Source organism: Paraburkholderia unamae (assembly GCF_003096875.1).
GTDB classification, from domain to species: Bacteria; Pseudomonadota; Gammaproteobacteria; order Burkholderiales; family Burkholderiaceae; genus Paraburkholderia; species Paraburkholderia unamae.
Genome location: NZ_QEOB01000004.1, coordinates 311,787 through 326,082 on the forward strand (window position 1 = coordinate 311,787; position 14,296 = coordinate 326,082).

At 66.4% G+C, this 14,296-nt stretch carries 12 protein-coding genes; 6 read left to right on the forward strand and 6 right to left on the reverse strand.

The window, feature by feature from the left end:
- Nucleotides 1–254: 254 nt before the first annotated feature.
- Entirely contained in the window at nt 255–1,814 is a 1,560-nt protein-coding gene (locus C7402_RS10815) for a methyl-accepting chemotaxis protein (protein WP_116610644.1), read from the forward strand.
- A gap of 52 nt (nt 1,815–1,866) precedes the next feature.
- The gene (locus C7402_RS10820; RefSeq protein WP_116610645.1) at nt 1,867–2,961 is read left to right on the forward strand and encodes a lactonase family protein; all 1,095 of its coding nucleotides are present in this window, start codon (nt 1,867–1,869) and stop codon (nt 2,959–2,961) included.
- 22 nt (nt 2,962–2,983) lie between these two features.
- Here C7402_RS10820 and C7402_RS10825 read toward each other — a convergent pair whose 3' ends face one another.
- From C7402_RS10825 to uxuA, 5 genes are all read right to left on the reverse strand, one after another.
- Entirely contained in the window at nt 2,984–4,294 is a 1,311-nt protein-coding gene (locus C7402_RS10825; RefSeq protein ID WP_116610646.1) for an MFS transporter, read from the reverse strand.
- Nucleotides 4,295–4,463: 169 nt separating this feature from the next.
- On the reverse strand, nt 4,464–5,675 hold the full coding sequence (locus C7402_RS46895; RefSeq protein WP_165841862.1) for an MFS transporter: 1,212 nt from the start codon (nt 5,673–5,675) through the stop codon (nt 4,464–4,466).
- Entirely contained in the window at nt 5,672–6,463 is a 792-nt protein-coding gene (locus C7402_RS10840) for a DeoR/GlpR family DNA-binding transcription regulator (RefSeq protein ID WP_112170463.1), read from the reverse strand. Before C7402_RS10840 ends, C7402_RS46895 begins: the two co-directional genes overlap by 4 nt.
- A gap of 158 nt (nt 6,464–6,621) precedes the next feature.
- A complete protein-coding gene (locus C7402_RS10845) occupies nt 6,622–7,971 on the reverse strand; it encodes an MFS transporter (protein WP_116610647.1) in 1,350 nt (449 codons plus the stop codon).
- Between the two features lie 123 nt (nt 7,972–8,094).
- Nucleotides 8,095–9,135 carry a mannonate dehydratase gene (gene uxuA, locus C7402_RS10850; RefSeq protein WP_181565503.1) on the reverse strand — a complete coding sequence of 347 codons (1,041 nt, stop codon included), beginning with the start codon at nt 9,133–9,135 and terminating at the stop codon, nt 8,095–8,097.
- 270 nt (nt 9,136–9,405) lie between these two features.
- Here uxuA and C7402_RS10855 point away from each other — a divergent pair, with 270 nt between their 5' ends.
- Nucleotides 9,406–10,134 (forward strand): FadR/GntR family transcriptional regulator, encoded by a 729-nt coding sequence (locus tag C7402_RS10855; protein ID WP_116610648.1) that lies wholly within the window; start codon nt 9,406–9,408, stop codon nt 10,132–10,134.
- A gap of 34 nt (nt 10,135–10,168) precedes the next feature.
- On the opposite strand, the gene C7402_RS10860 is transcribed toward C7402_RS10855, so the two are convergent.
- The gene (locus tag C7402_RS10860; protein ID WP_116610649.1) at nt 10,169–11,212 is read right to left on the reverse strand and encodes a LacI family DNA-binding transcriptional regulator; all 1,044 of its coding nucleotides are present in this window, start codon (nt 11,210–11,212) and stop codon (nt 10,169–10,171) included.
- A gap of 249 nt (nt 11,213–11,461) precedes the next feature.
- Between C7402_RS10860 and C7402_RS10865 the strand changes: the two genes are divergently transcribed.
- From C7402_RS10865 to C7402_RS10875, 3 genes are all read left to right on the forward strand, one after another.
- Nucleotides 11,462–12,520 carry a fatty acid desaturase gene (locus C7402_RS10865; protein ID WP_116610650.1) on the forward strand — a complete coding sequence of 353 codons (1,059 nt, stop codon included), beginning with the start codon at nt 11,462–11,464 and terminating at the stop codon, nt 12,518–12,520.
- A 41-nt stretch (nt 12,521–12,561) separates the two neighbouring features.
- The gene (locus tag C7402_RS10870) at nt 12,562–12,885 is read left to right on the forward strand and encodes a Rieske 2Fe-2S domain-containing protein (protein ID WP_116610651.1); all 324 of its coding nucleotides are present in this window, start codon (nt 12,562–12,564) and stop codon (nt 12,883–12,885) included.
- A 91-nt stretch (nt 12,886–12,976) separates the two neighbouring features.
- Nucleotides 12,977–14,221 (forward strand): NAD(P)/FAD-dependent oxidoreductase, encoded by a 1,245-nt coding sequence (locus tag C7402_RS10875; RefSeq protein WP_116610652.1) that lies wholly within the window; start codon nt 12,977–12,979, stop codon nt 14,219–14,221.
- Nucleotides 14,222–14,296: the final 75 nt, after the last annotated feature.

Consider the following 14,296-nt stretch of genomic DNA (forward strand, 5'->3'; position numbering starts at 1 on the left):
ATGGTCGGCCAGTTGTCGGAAAGTTGTTTGACATCATGGCCGGTTGTCAGAGGCAATCGTACAACGCGCCGGAGCCCGAGGCAACCGGGCTGTGCGCAGTTCGAGCCACCCTCAGGGTAAACTCGAATTTCAGGATAACCGTGTTGCCGTGGGATGATGCGCCAAGTTGTTGGACAACATAAAACGCACACCCTCAAGACTCCGGCGTTCGAGCCGTAAAGAAGAACACCATGAAAACCGGGGATTGAAGCAACATGCGCAACACGACGGTACGAGCCAGCCTGCTAGCGGTGCTGGTGATTTTTGGGGTGATGATCCTGATCGGCGGTCTCGCGGGCGTGCTCTCGCTCAGACAGGCGAACGCGAACGCCCAGCGGCTGCACGAAATCGCACGCCAGACCATCCTGGTGAACGACGCCTACAAGGACACCACGCGCACGCGCTCGGCGCTGGTGCGCGCCTATAGCGCGCTCAAGGAGCGCAACGACACGGCCACGCGCGATTCTGCGCTGCAAAGCGCGAGCCACAGCTTCGAGCTTTCAGCGAGCGAGACGCAGGCTTTCGCCAATGCGCCCGCGTTCGAAGGCATGGATGCGGACCTCAAGCGCCAGTTGATCGACTCGGCGGCGCAGCTCGCCGGCGTGCTCACGCGCGCCACCGATGCATTGCGCAGCGGCGACACCGCGGCCTACGTCGCGGTCAACGACCGCGACGTGACCAACGCGGGCGCGGCGTACTCGGTGAACGTCGAGAAGTTCCAGAAGCTCGCCAACCAGCTGGCCGAAGCGACGCTCGAAGAGGGCAACGCGCGCTACGCCGCGATCATGACGCTCGTGGGTGTGGGCCTTGCGCTCGCGCTGGGCCTGATCGTCGCCACGTATTTCGCCTTGCAGCGCATCGTTTCGCGGCCGCTTGCCGAAGCGGCGGCCGTGCTCGATCGCATCGCCTCGAACGATCTCACGGTGCGCGTGCCCGAAGCGGGGCGCAACGAAATCGGCCTGCTGTTCGCCGCGATGCGCCGCATGCAGGCGGGGCTCTCGCGCACCGTGGCGGGCGTGCGCGACAGTTGCGACGCGATCCACGTGGCCGCGCGCGAGATTGCGGCGGGCAATCTCGACCTGTCGAGCCGCACGGAGGAGCAATCGGCCTCGCTCGAAGAAACGGCGGCCAGCATGGAGGAACTGACCTCCACGGTGAAACAGAACTCGTCGAACGCCTCGCAGGCCAGCTCGCTCGCAACGGGCGCGGCCGAACTCGCGCAGCGCGGCGGCGACGTGGTGGGGCGCGCCGTGCAGACCATGCACGACATCAGCGCGAGCTCGCAGAAGATCGCCGAGATCACGAGCATGATCGACAGCATCGCGTTCCAGACCAACATTCTCGCGCTCAACGCGGCCGTGGAATCGGCGCGCGCGGGCGAACAGGGACGCGGCTTCGCCGTGGTGGCGGGCGAGGTGCGCACGCTCGCACAACGCAGCGCGGGCGCGGCGCGCGAGATCAAGGAGCTGATCGGCGCCTCGATCGAGGACGTGCGCAACGGCAATGCGCTGGTGGCGCAGGCCGGCGAGGCGATGAACGAGATCGTGGGTGCGGTGCGCAACGTCGCCACCATCATGACCGAGATCACCACGGCCACCGCCGAGCAAAGCACGGGCATCCAGCAGGTGGGCATGGCCGTGAGCCAGATGGATCAGGTCACGCAGCAGAACGCGGCGCTCGTGGAGCAGGCCGCCGCCGCCGCGAGCGCGCTGGAGCATCAGGCGCAATCGATGAAGGAAGCCGTTTCGGTGTTTCGCGTGGGTGCGATCGCCTGAAGCCGTGCAATTCGATAACACTTAATATAACTAACGAATCAGAAGGGAATACATGAAGAAGACAATCCTGCGCAGCGTGGTCGGTGCGGTTTTTGGGCTCGCGGCATCGGTGGCCGTGCATGCAGCGACGTACGTGTATGTGTCGAACGCCGATAGCCAGGACATCTCGGTGTTGCGCCTCGATGCGCAAAGCGGCGCGCTCGCGGCCGTGGAAACCGTGCCCGTGGGCGGCACGGTCATGCCGATGGCGCTCTCGCCCGACCATCACCGTCTGTATGCGGCGCTGCGCTCGAAGCCATATAGCGTGGTGAGCTTCGCGATCAATCCGCTGGACGGCCGACTTGTCGAACTCGGCCGCGCACCGCTCGCCGAAAGCATGGCGTATGTCTCCACCGACGGCACGGGCCGCTATCTGTTCTCCGCTTCGTATGGCGGCAACCTGCTGGCCGTGAACCGCATCGGCGAAAACGGCGTGGCGGGCGACGTGCAGCAGACCGTGAAGACGGGCCCGATGGCGCACGCCATTCGCACCTCGGCGGACAACCGTTACGCGTTCGCTTCGGTGCTCGGCGCGGACGCCTGGCTGCGCCTGAAGTTCGACGCCGCCACGGGCGCGCTGACCGAAGACGCCCAGCCCGCCTATTCGCCGCCCAAGGGCTCCGGCCCGCGCCACTTCCAGTTTTCGGCGGACCAGCGCTTCGTGTATCTGATCGACGAACTCGACGGCAAACTGCACGTGCTCGCGTTCAACGCGGCCACCGACACCGTCAAGCCGGTGCAGACCGTTTCGATCCTGCCCGCGGGCTTTTCCGGCGACAAGCCGTGGGGCGCCGACGTGCATCTCACGCCCGACGGCCGCCATCTGTACATTTCCGAGCGCACGTCGAGCACGCTGGGCGCGTATCGCGTGAACCAGGAAACGGGCAAGCTCACGCGTATCGGGACTTACGCCACGGAAAAGCAGCCGCGCGGCTTCAACATCGACCTCTCGGGCCAGTATCTGTTCGCCGTGGGCCAGCTTTCGCCCACGCTGAGCGCCTACCGCATCGACGCAAAGAGCGGCGCGCTGCATGAGATCGGCAAGTACCCGGTGGGCAAGGGCGCGAACTGGATCGAAGTGGTGGACTTCAACGGTTCGAACGAGTAAGTCACAGGCGGCTTCGGCCGCCTTACTCTTGCCGGTTCCCGGTCGCGAGGCGCATCGCCGATGCGGCGTCGCGCTGCCCGGCTCGCGCCGCTTCCAGGCTTTCGATCGAGCGCAGCCGCGCGGGCGCCGAGAGCACGATGATCGCAAGCTGCGCGGCGAAGCCGCATGCCGCGCCCACGAGGCAGCTCGTCATGCCGAAGCGCGTGCTCAGGAACGCGCCGAGCATCGCGCCCAGCGGGCGGGCGCCAAACGTCGCCATCATGATGACCGAGGAAACGCGCGCGATCAGATCGCGCGGCGTGACGACCTGGCGCAACGCCGTGGTCGAGATGGTCCAGACGATCGGTCCGAAGCCGAACAGGAAGAACGCAAGAAACACGGTCGCGCGCGAATGCGTGAAAACCGTGCTGGCCATGAGCACCGAGGCCAGCGCGGCGCTCAGCGGCCCGAGCAGGATTTGCCGGCCGAATACGAGTCGCTTTGCGATGGCCTGGTAGAGAAACGCGCCGCCCACCATGCCGAAGCCATACACACCGAGCGCCACGCCCACGGCCGACGGCGCGAACGCGAGCCGGTGTATCGCGTACCAGGCGAAGACCGCGAGCAGCAAATACCACGAGGTATTGAACACGAACGCGGTGGCCACGATAGGCCGCAAATGCGTGCTGCGCGCGATGAACTGCACGCCGTCGAAGAGTTCGTGCACGAGCGCGCGCCGCGCTCGCGGGCGTGGCGTTTCGGCGGGCAGGCGCGCGAGACACCACGCGCTCGCGAGCGACAAGGCGAACGCCGCGAGAAACGCGAATACGCCCGAGGCCCAGCCCGCGAATACGCCGCCCACGGCCGGGCCTGCCGTATAGGCGATGCTGCGCGCGATTTCGAGCCGCCGGTTGGCCGTGAGCAAGTCGCCCGTTTCGACCATGGCCGCGACCAGCGAAGGCGCGGTAACGCTGAACACGACGGTGCCGGTGGCGATGGCAAAGCCAAGCGTGCCTAACGTGACGAGCGAAAGCACGCGCGCATGAAACAGCGCGAACAACACGAAAAGGGCGGCGGCGCGCAGCAGTTCGGTCGCGATCATGAGCGGCTTGCGCCGGCTGCGATCGGCGACGAGCCCGGCAGGCAGCGAGAGCAGCAGGAACGGCAGCGTGTTGACGGCCTGCAACGTGGCGGACTGTTGGGCCGAAGCGCCGAGCGCCACGACCGCCACGATCGGAATGACCGCAATGGCCATCTGCTCGCTGAATTGCGCCGCGAGACTCGCATGCGAAAGATTGACGATGACTCGCTGCGCGTTGGCGGGCGCTTGCGCGTTTCCTGGTGTGCCTCTCATTGCAGATATCCCGAAGATCGATCCGGCGTGCGCCGGATGCGTGGGTTGGAGCTTCGGGATCGAGTCTACGGAGCGCGCCTGGGCGGGGCTATCCGGATCTTGTGGTGAAATTCGCCACGCCGCATTTTCGCGGCGGCATGCGGATCAGCATGGGTATCATGCATGCGTATCAATCGGCTTCGATACGATTGGCGTCGCGCGCGTTGCGGTGACTTTGCGAACGCGACGCATGCGCGTGGCGCGAAACATCCACGTCACGCACCGCCCGACTGCCCGCGAAACCCACCGCAAGCGTGGCGATCACTAGCACGCCGAGCGCGAGCGGCAAGCCGACCACACCCGCGCCAAAGCCGATCAACGGCGGCCCCACCAGAAAGCCCGCATAACCCGCGGTCGCGGCCATCGACACGCCCGTGACGGGCGGATTCGTCGTGCGCCCGGCGGCGCTGAAGATCACCGGCACGACATTCGCAAGCCCGATGCCCACGCAGATAAAGCCAATCACCGCCGTACTGAGCGCGGGCGCGGCGAGCACGGCGGTGAGCCCCGCCGCCGAAAGCAGCCCGCCCAGCGCGACCACGCGCACCGCGCCCAGACGCCGCACGAACGCGTCGCCGACCATGCGGCACGCCGCCATGGCGAAGGCGAACGCCGTGTAGCCAATGCCCGCGCTATCCGCATGCGACGGCAGCGCGGCGCGCAGGAATACGGCGCTCCAGTCCGCAATCGCGCCCTCGGCCATCATGCACAGGAACGCGAGCGCGGCGAGTTTCATGACACCCGCGCGCGGCAGCGCGAAGCCGCCCGGCGCGGCGGCGGGCCGCTCGCCCACGTCGCGCAGCGAGAGCCACGCCGCGCCCACGATCAGCGCGGCGATAGGCAGATCGGGCAGCGCGAGGCCGCTCAGCACGCCAAAGCCCGCGCGCTGCAACAGCGTGCCGAAGGCCGCCCCCGCGAGGCCGCCCGCGCTCCATGCCGCATGGAACGACGACATGATCGGCGCGCCCCATGTCGCTTCGATGGCGCTGGCGTGGCCGTTCATGGAGACGTCGAGCGCGCCGTTGATCGCGCCGAGCAGCAGCAGCGCCGCGCACAACAGCGGCGCGTTCGGTGCGAGCGCGGGCAAGGGAAACGCGGCGACGAACAGCACGCCGAGCAGCGCGGTTGCGCGGCCGCTGCCGAACCTCGGCGCGAGCCGCCCGGCCAGCGGCATGGCGATGATGGCGCCGAGCGCAAAGGCGAAGAGGGCGACGCCCAGCATCGAATCGCCGAGCAGCAGCTTGTCTTTCACGCGCGGCACCTCGACGGCCCACGCGCCAATGCCGAAGCCGTTGGCGAGAAAGACGGCCTTGGTGGCGTAGCGTTCGCGTACGGACTTCATCGCGCGACCGTCACGTCGCCGCAGGCGGCTTTCAGTTGCTTCAGATGCGGTTTGGGCACGTCGGCGTCGACCACCAGATAGTCGAGCGCGGCGCAGGGCGCGATGACGAACGGCGCGGACGTCATCAGCTTTTCGGTGGTGACGGCCGCCGCGATTTGTCCGCTTGCCGCGACCATCGCGCGTTTCAGTTCGGCATCCTCAGCATCGAAGGCGGCAATGCCTTCGGAAGGATCGAGCGCGCAGGCGCCGAGAAAGCATAGGTCGGCCTTGATCTGCTGGATTTGCACGAGCGCCGTCGCACCCATCGAACCGGCCGCCTGCGCGCTCACGCGCCCGCCGATCAGGATTACGTCGATGCCGGGCCGCTCCAGCAGTCGCACGCAGGCTTGCGGTGAAGTCGTGACGACCGTGAGGCCCGCATGCTCGGGCAGCGCCGCCGCGATTTCCACATTGGTCGAGCCCGCGTCGAGCAGGATCACCTGGTTGGGCTGCACGAGCGCCGCCGCGGCGCGCGCGAGGCGCGCCTTGGCGTCCACCTGTTCGCGCATGCGCACCGAAGCGGGTTTGTTGGCGGGCGAGGTGAGCAGCGCGCCGCCGTACACGCGTTTGCAATGCCCCGCCTCGGCGAGGTCGCGCAAATGGCGGCGAATCGTGTGCTCGGACGTCTCGAACTGCGCGGCGAGTTCGGCCGCGATCACGCGGCCCTCGGCGCGCAGCTTTTCGAGAATCAGGCGCTCGCGTTCATCGGGAAGCAGGCCTTCCAAGGCTTCCTGGCGTGTTCGTTGCATGCTGGCTCGCTCCCGCTGGTCGGCTCAATCGATCAAAAACGAGCATAAAGTAGCGTAAACGGGCAATGCATGCAACTGCCGGAATCCGTGGCCGGTATCGGGGCCGGAAGGCCGCGCCCATGCCGGCGCATGGGCGTCACACGGTGGTTACACGGTAGTCACATCGCGCTGGCGCGGTCGCTTCGCGCGGCGTGCGCCGCACCGAGCGCCGGCAGCGGTTCTACTTTGCCCACGAGAAACAGATAGGACAACGCACCGACCACGCACAGCACGCCTGCGGCCACGAGCGGTACGACGAACGAGCCTTGCGTGACCGAGAGCATCACGCCGGTGAAGGTGGTGATGAAGATGCCCGCGAGATTGCCCGCGAAATTCTGGATGCCGCCCAGCGAGGCCACGTGCGCGGGCGTGGGCGCGACTTCGCCCACCAGCGTCCAGACGTTGGCGCCCGCGAACGAGAGGCCTGCATACGAGAGCGAGAACAGCGCGAGACACAGGCCGACGTCATGCACGAGCGCGGAGAGCGCGATCGACGATGAAGCGAGCATGCCGCCCACGAGGCAGGTTTTGCGCGCCGCCGTGGCGCTCCAGCCGCGCTTGAAAAGGCTGTCCGAAACCCAGCCGCCGAGCCAGCCGCCGGGGATGGCGAGCAGCGCGGGCAGCATGCCGAGGGTGCCCAGCGAAGCGAGCGAGAAGCCGCGCGATTGCAGCAGGTAGCTCGGAAACCAGGTGATGAAGAAGTAGATCGCGAAGTTCAGGCAGAAGAGGCCGATCATCATGCCCCACACCGTGCGGTAGCGGAACAGGTCGAGCCACGACACGCGCGGCGCGTCGGCGTCGGTTGGCTCGTTGGCCGGGTTGTTGACCGAAGCGCCGGCGCTTGCTGCGGGTGCGGCGCCGCGTTGGGCGAGCAGCGCATCGACGGCTTGCGGTGCGATTGCGCGGTAGCGCTCCGGGTCGCGATAGATGAACCACCAGGCAAGCGCCCAGATGACGCCCAGGCTCCCCGTCACGGCAAACGAGCCGCGCCAGCCGATGAGCGAGATGAGCCACGCGACGAGCGGCAGCGAGAGCGCGGAGCCCACGCGCGAGCCGCTGTCGAAGATGCTGCTGGCGAGGCCGCGCTCGCTGCGTGGAAACCAGTTGAACGAGACCTTCGCGAACGAGGGAATCGCCGCGGCTTCGCCCACGCCCAGCATCAGGCGCATGCCCACGAGTTGCGCGAGGCCGCGCGCCGCGCCCGTGGCGATCGTGAACACGGACCACCAGCCCACCGCGAGCGCCAGCGCCACGCGCACGCCCACCTTGTCGATGAACCAGCCCGCGGGCAGTTGCAGGAACGCGTAGGTCCAGAAGAACGCGCTCAGCACGAGGCCCATGCCCACGGCGTCGAGGCCGAGATCCGCGCGGATGCTCGGGGCCGCGATCGCGAGGTTCGCGCGATCGACGAAATTGATGACGTTGGCGAGGAAACACATAAAGATCATCGCCCATCGAATTTTTGGCATCGAAGGTCTCCGCTTCGCTGGGGTTGCCGGTGCGCCCGCTTCGTGGGGCGGGCGCTCTTGTTCGTGCAGGTTTCGTGTGCGCGGTCCGGTTTTACGGTTCAACCGCGCACGGGATTCAAACCGTCAGGCCAGCTTGTCCATCGCTTCCCACAGGCCGTTCAGGTAGACCGCGCCGAGCGCGCGATCGTACAGGCCATAGCCGGGCTTGCCCGTCTCGCCCCAGATCATGCGGCCGTGGTCGGGGCGCACATAGCCCGTGAAACCCGTGTCGTGATAGGCCTTCACGATGGCGGCGATGTCGAGCGAGCCGCAACTCGAAAGATGTGCGGACTCCTCAAAATCGCCTTCGGGCGTGATCTTCACGTTGCGGATATGCGCGAAATGAATGCGCCCCATGCCGCCGAACTCGCGCACGAGTGCTTCCACGTTGTTCTGCGGGCCTGCGCCGAGCGAGCCCGAGCAGAGCGTGAGACCGTTGGCCGGATCGTCGACGATCTTCACGATGCGCGCGAGGTCGTCGCGATTCTTCACGATGCGCGGCAGCCCGAAGATGGGGCGCGGCGGATCGTCGGGATGGATCGCCATCTTGACGCCGCATTCGGCGGCCACGGGCACGATTGCCTTCAGAAAATATTCGAGGTTGGCCCAGAGCCCGGCCTCGTCCACGTCGCGGTATTCGGCGAGCAGCGCTTGCAGTTGCTCGGGCCGGTAGCTCGAATCCCAGCCCGGCAGCGAAATGCCCTTGGCCGGATCGATGCGCTCGACTTCGTCCACACTGAAGGCGAGGCAGGTGGAACCGTCTTCGAGCGTCTTCGCGAGTTCGGTGCGGGTCCAGTCGAACACGGGCATGAAGTTGTAGCAGATCACGCGGATGCCGGCCGCCGCGAGATGGCGGATCGTCTGCTGATAGTTGGCGATCAGGCGATCGCGCGAGGGCTTGCCGAGCTTGATGTCCTCGTGCACCGGCACCGACTCCACCACCTCGAAGCGCAGGCCCGCGGCTTCGATGGTGGCCTTGAGCGCGGCGATCTTGTGCTCGGGCCAGACCTCGCCCACCGGCTCGTCGTAGACGGCCGAGACGATTTGCGTCACGCCGGGGATCTGGCGGATGTACTGCAACGAGACCGGATCGGACTCGCCATACCAACGGAAAGACATCTTCACAGCGGACTCCTTCTTCGAGCGTCGATGACGGCGTGGTCGCGCCTGGCGCGGGCCGCGTGCCGTCTGGTCGGCCAGATTATGATTGGTCAACCAGTGTGAAGGGATAGTGGTTTACCAGTGGTCGGAGAGGCTGGAGAGCCTTGTCATGTGGCTCGGACGCGGTTTTCGTGCCACGCGAAGCGGGCGCGATTCGCCCGTGGGGCAAACTGGTGTACCATTTTGAGCGTTTCAGGCCATGCCGGCCTTTAGCAATTCATCGAGAGCAACTGGATGGCCGAAGTCTCATCTACGCCCGCCAACCGCGCCGCCGAGGCGGACGCGGCCGACCGTTCCTATGTCGGGCTGGCGAAGCAGATCTACGAACTGATTGCCTCGGGCGATTTCGGCCCGGGTGCGCGCCTGCCTTCGGAGCGCACGCTGGCGGAGCGCTTCGCGGTGAGCCGCACGCAGGTGCGCGAGGCGATCATTGCGCTGGAGGTACGCGGCGCGGTGGAGGTGCGCGTGGGCTCGGGCATTTACGTGACCGAGGTTCGCGAAGCGCCCGCCGCGACGTTCGAGCTGCCGCGCGGTCCGGGCCCGATCGAGACGTTGCGCGCGCGTGCGCTGATCGAAGCCGAGATTGCCGCGCTTGCCGCCACCGAGCGCAAGGACGCCGATCTCGACCGGTTGTTCGCGGCCTTGCGCGCGATGCGCGAGAACATGGACGACAAGTCGGCCAACGAATCCGCCGACCGCGAGTTTCACCTGGGCATTGCTGAGGCAACGGGCAACGCGGTGCTCCGGCACATGGTCGCGGCGATGTGGGACGGCTCGCGCAGCGACCCGCTATGGAAGAAGATCGAGGAGCACTTTCATACGCCGGGATTGCGCGCGGCCTCGCAGGAGGACCATCAGCGCATTTTCTCGGCGATCATGGCGCGCGACGCGCAAGGCGCGCGCGAGGCGATGCAGGCGCATCTCGCGCGTGTGATCGGCGAGTTTACGCAGGCCTGGAGATAGCGGTCCGCTTGCGCTGCGCAAGCCTTGGCATGACTTAGTACAACGAATAGCGCGAATACGTTTCGATCGGCACGAGCGCCTGCGCGGGTGACGCTACGCCGTCAAATGCGTTGCGCATCTGCTCGACGGCCGTGCGCAGCAGCAGGCGCAGGTCCTGCGAAAGCAGATAGTCGATCACGTCCGCGCGCAACAGCGGTTCGGTCACGCTGTTCACCTCATGGGTCACGTAGAGCGTGCGGCCCGCGAGAGCGCGCTCGCGCAGCGCCGCAGCGAGCCCTTCGTTGCCGCCCGCCACGTTGTAGATACCGTCGAGCGCGCCGTGCAGCTCCATGCAGCGCCGCGTGGCTTCGTAAGTGGCCGCGCCCGAATCGGCGCCCTTGATCACCTCGACCAGATTCACATGCGCAAAGCGCTGGCGCAGGAGCGAGCGAAAGCCGATTTCGCGATCTTCATGGCACGTGTACGAGAACGTCGCGACGACCACGGCGACCGACGGCGAGGGCCGCCCCTCCAGATGCCTGCCCACCAGGAACGCCGCGGCCTGGCCCGCTGCGCGGTTGTTCACGCCCACGTAGGTGTGGCGCGCGTCGGCGTCGACGTCGGTGATGAGCGTCGCCACCGCGAGCCCGCGCGCCATGCACTCGCGCAGCGCCGCCGTAATGGGCGGCGTGTTCGTGCAGACGATGCCGATGGCGTCGGCCGCTTGCGACGCTTCGCGCACGCGCTGTGCGACCGCTTCGTCGTTCGCCCCCACGCAGTTGACCACCTGCACCTGCACGCCCGCCGCGCCGAACTCGGCTTCGAGGCTCGCCGCCGTGCGCGTGAGTTCTTCGGTGAAGGCGTCGCCGGCTTGCAGCAGCAGACGCACGCGCAGCGTCTGCTTTTGCGATTGGGCGCGCGCATGCGGCGCGGCGGACAGCGCCTCGGCTTCGCCCATGCCCAGTTGCCGCAGCGCGGCTTCCACGGCGGTGCGTGTGCGCGGGTGGACGCCAGGCCGGTCATTGAGCGCGCGGTCGATGGTCGCGCGGCTCAACTGCGTGAGTTCCATTAACTGCTTGAGGGTGGGGCGGCCTTTCATGGCGTCTCCGCTGCCGGTGGATGTGAAGTTGCGGACTCATTTTGCCTCAAAATGAGTCGATTATCACGCTTAGATAATATAAATCTCCACGTGGAGATCGCTCTCATCCAGGTGAAAACCCTTTAAGACTCAATATGAGTCATTTTAGTCTTTGACCTTGGCTCATTTGGAGCATGTAATTCGACTCACGGATGAGCGCAAGCAAACCGGCTCATCCACCGTTCAACGTCATGCACGGGAGTTCGATTCATGTCCGCACAGCAAGGCTTGCCGCCGGTCATCACCATGGACGACTGGTACCGGAGTCCGCTCGAGCGCAAGGTGCTCAAGGAGGTCACGCGGCGCAACGACCGGGTCGCCTTGCTGTATTTCGGCGGCTTCATGGCGCTCGTGCTCGGCAGCGGCGCGCTCGCCTGGTTGGCGCTGGGCACGCTCTGGTGCATCCCGGCTTTCCTGCTCTACGGCACGATCTACGCGTTCGCCGAAGCGATGGAGCATGAGTTGCGCCATCGCACGCCGTTCAGGAGCGAATGGCTCAACGAGACGGTGCACTGGGTCATCTGTTTCATGACGTGGCGCGAGCAGGTCTACAGCCGCTGGTCGCACGCGCAGCATCACACCTATACGCACCTCACGGCCAGCGTTCCCGCCGACGCCGAAATCGCCGTCAAGCGCCCGCCCAGTTACCTCAAGCTGGCCACCGATTTTCTGCGCGTCTCGCATGGCATTCACCATCTCGGCAATGTCGTGCTGCACAGCGTCGGCATCGTGTCGACGAGCGCGAAGGCGGTCGTGCCCGTGGTCGAGTATCGGGCGATGTGCCGCAATTCGCGCGTGATACTCGCGCTGTATGTGGCCGTGGGCGCGTGGGCGATCGTCGCGCATAGCTGGCTGCCCGTGGTGTTCCTGTTGCTGCCGCGTGCCTACGGCGCGTGGCTTCACGAACTGCTCGCCATCACGCAGCACACGGGCCTGCGCGAAAACGAACTCGATCATCGCTTCTCCACGCGTACGCTGCGTCTGAATCCCGTGCTGCAATTCCTCTACTGGAACATGAACTATCACATTGAGCATCACATGTTCCCCAATGTGCCGTTCCATGCGCTGCCCAAACTGCGCAAGGCGATCGAAGCCGATTTGCCACCCGCTTATGACGGACTGCTCGATGCGTGGGGCGAAATCCTGCACGTGCTGCGCATGCAGCGCCACGATCCCGATTTCATGATGACTCCGGCGGTGCCCGGCAAGACGGCGAACGTGGCGCGCGAGCGGGCTGACGCGCATGCTTTCGCAGTCGATGCACAGTAATCATTCGGAAAACTGATTAATACGCAAAGGAGGAGGCAGCCATGAACATTCTTCAATGGCACGAAGTGTGCGCGAGCGACGAGCTGGAGGAAGAGGACGTGATGGAGTTCGAGCACGAAGGCGAGCTTTACGCGATCTATCACACGCCCACGGGCTACTACGCTTCCGCAGGCGTGTGCACGCACGAAACGACGCGCCTCGCGCAAGGCCTCGTGTTCGGCGACATCATCGAATGTCCCATGCATATGGGGCGCTTTCATATTCCCTCGGGTGCGGCCAAAGGCGCGCCGGTGTGCGTGAATCTCGCCACGCATCCGGTCAAGATCGAGGGCGGCGCGATCTATATCGGTCTCGCGTCGCAGTAAGCCGGCCAGCAAGGTTTTGCGCTTGACATAACGAAGCGACACAGGAGACAGCCGTGAACGTTCCCTTCCTCAAGGCGCGCAAGGAGTGAGCATGAAACCGGGCGAAGCGATGGTGGTGGTGGGCGGCGGCCAGTGCGGCGCACGCGCCGTGCAGGTGTTGCGCGAAGGCGGCTGGGCAGGCGCGATCACGCTCATAGCGGAAGAAACCGAACTGCCTTACGAACGGCCGCCGCTTTCCAAGGCGGTCTTGCTGGGCGAGCGCACGCCCGCGCAAGGCGCGATACACAGCGAGGCGTTCTACCGCGAGCAGGGCGTCGATTTGCGCAGCGGTTGCCAGGCGAAGGCGATCGATCGCGCCGCACACACGGTCACGCTTGCGAATGGCGAAACGCTCGCTTACGGGCGTCTGCTGATCGCGACGGGTGCGCAGCCGCGCCGCATGCAGGTACCCGGCGCGGATCTCGCGGGCGTGCACATGCTGCGCAATGCCGGCGACGCGCTTGCGATGGCAGCCGAATTCGCGCCGGGACGCCGCATTGCGGTAATCGGCGCGGGCTTCATCGGACTGGAAGTCGCGGCTTCGGCGGTGCAGCGCGGCTGCGAGGTCGTCGTGCTCGAAGCCGCGCCGCGTGCGTTGATGCGTGCCGTGCCGGCGGAGGTGGCGCAATGCCTCGTGGCGCACCATCGTGAGCGGGGCGCGGACGTGCGCCTGAACGTGCAGGTCGAGCGTTTCGAAGGCGAAGGGCGCGTGCGCGCCGTCGTGCTCGCCGATGGGAGCGTCGTGCCGTGCGATGCGGCCGTGGTCGGCGTGGGCGTCGCGCCGCGCGTGGCGCTCGCGCAGGAGGCGGGGCTCGAAATCGACAACGGCATCGCCGTCGATCCCGCGCTGCGCACGAGCGATGCGGATATCTACGCGGCGGGCGATGTGTGCTCGTTCGTGCATCCGCTGTATGGGCGGCGCATGCGCCTCGAGTGCTGGCGCAATGCCGAGGACCAGGCGCGCACCGCCGCGCTCAACATGCTCGGTCAAGACGAGACGCACAGCGCGGTGCCGTGGTTCTGGTCCGATCAATACGATATGACGATCCAGATCGCGGGTCTGCCCGCGTTCGGCACAACCACGGTCGTGCGCGAGACGGGCGCGGCCTCGAAGGTGTTCTTCGCGCTGAACGGCGAAGGCGAACTGGTGGGCGCAAGCGGCGTCGGGCAAACGGGCGAGATCGCGCGCGACGTGCGCATCGCCCAGGCGTTGATCGAGCGCCGCGCGCGCATCGATCCCGCATGCCTTGCCGACCGCGCGACGAAGCTCAAGGCGCTGCTCGCGCAGCAAGCTTGACGACGCGCCGAATGGCTCTGCTCGGCCGGCGACTCCACCCGCCGGCTTTTTCCACTGTGGCTGGAGTGGGACGAT

What these genes read in the sequence shown, in the direction of transcription:
- C7402_RS10815 (WP_116610644.1), top strand. Translation starts at nt 255, where the DNA reads ATGCGCAACACGACGGTACGAGCCAGCCTGCTAGCGGTGCTGGTGATT.
- C7402_RS46895 (WP_165841862.1), bottom strand. Translation starts at nt 5,675, where the DNA reads ATGAAGTCCGTACGCGAACGCTACGCCACCAAGGCCGTCTTTCTCGCC.
- C7402_RS10840 (WP_112170463.1), bottom strand. Translation starts at nt 6,463, where the DNA reads ATGCAACGAACACGCCAGGAAGCCTTGGAAGGCCTGCTTCCCGATGAA.
- C7402_RS10845 (WP_116610647.1), bottom strand. Translation starts at nt 7,971, where the DNA reads ATGCCAAAAATTCGATGGGCGATGATCTTTATGTGTTTCCTCGCCAAC.
- C7402_RS10820 (WP_116610645.1), top strand. Translation starts at nt 1,867, where the DNA reads ATGAAGAAGACAATCCTGCGCAGCGTGGTCGGTGCGGTTTTTGGGCTC.
- C7402_RS10855 (WP_116610648.1), top strand. Translation starts at nt 9,406, where the DNA reads ATGGCCGAAGTCTCATCTACGCCCGCCAACCGCGCCGCCGAGGCGGAC.
- C7402_RS10870 (WP_116610651.1), top strand. Translation starts at nt 12,562, where the DNA reads ATGAACATTCTTCAATGGCACGAAGTGTGCGCGAGCGACGAGCTGGAG.
- C7402_RS10825 (WP_116610646.1), bottom strand. Translation starts at nt 4,294, where the DNA reads ATGAGAGGCACACCAGGAAACGCGCAAGCGCCCGCCAACGCGCAGCGA.
- C7402_RS10865 (WP_116610650.1), top strand. Translation starts at nt 11,462, where the DNA reads ATGTCCGCACAGCAAGGCTTGCCGCCGGTCATCACCATGGACGACTGG.
- C7402_RS10860 (WP_116610649.1), bottom strand. Translation starts at nt 11,212, where the DNA reads ATGAAAGGCCGCCCCACCCTCAAGCAGTTAATGGAACTCACGCAGTTG.
- C7402_RS10875 (WP_116610652.1), top strand. Translation starts at nt 12,977, where the DNA reads ATGAAACCGGGCGAAGCGATGGTGGTGGTGGGCGGCGGCCAGTGCGGC.